The 616-nt window shown below is 70.3% G+C and carries 1 protein-coding gene; it reads right to left on the bottom strand.

Going from position 1 to position 616, the window contains the following annotated elements; genetic code table 11:
• Positions 1-88: 88 nt before the first annotated feature.
• The coding region (locus FJR00_RS15885; protein ID WP_181409679.1) for a hypothetical protein at positions 89-616 on the bottom strand (528 nt) is incomplete at its 5' end.

The raw sequence follows: 616 nt of genomic DNA, 5'->3' as shown, positions 1-616 counted from the left end.
CGGCGGATCCGGTCTGTCACGCACCTCGGTGGTACAGCGATGTACCGACCGTCCCGCGGATCGAGCATTGCTTGTCGCCGGGGCTCGGCTACCGGTAGGGACCAGACAGATGGCGTGACGCGTCGTCGGAGAGTCGCTGACGCTCTGCTCGTTGCTGGCTGGCCCGGAGTCCCTCTCCCCCAGCGTCTACGTTCCGTTTGCCGGTCGCGGTAGGCGGTGCGCTGAGTCGACGGATGAGTCGGTTCTGGTGCCTGGCGACGTCGGGTTCCGTGATGGGCGGGCCGGTGGGGTTGGGGTCGGTCGGTGCGATGTCATGCGCCGCTCGCCAGACGGTGAGGTCACCGAGGAACTGGTCGTCGACGTCCGGGGGCAGAGATCGCTGCCACGGCCGGACGGACGCGCCGGCCTGCTGGCCCTGGACGGCGACGCGCTCGGCCAGCTGCTCGATTTGGTGAGTCAGCCGGTCCACGTAGTCGCTCGTCCCACTGTCCTGTCGCAGCACCGTTGGGACGTCGGGCAGCCACGGCAGGGGCTTGTCACGATGGGACGCGGGCGTGGTGCCGGCGATGCGCCAGGCGAGGGCGGCGGCGGGGTCGTCGGCCTCGACCAGGCTCTG

Origin of the sequence: Ornithinimicrobium kibberense (assembly GCF_006519705.1) — a bacterium.
In the GTDB taxonomy this organism is placed as follows: domain Bacteria; phylum Actinomycetota; class Actinomycetes; order Actinomycetales; family Dermatophilaceae; genus Ornithinicoccus; species Ornithinicoccus kibberensis.
Note: the sequence above shows the minus strand (reverse complement) of the source record. Positions and strands in the feature narration are given on the sequence as shown.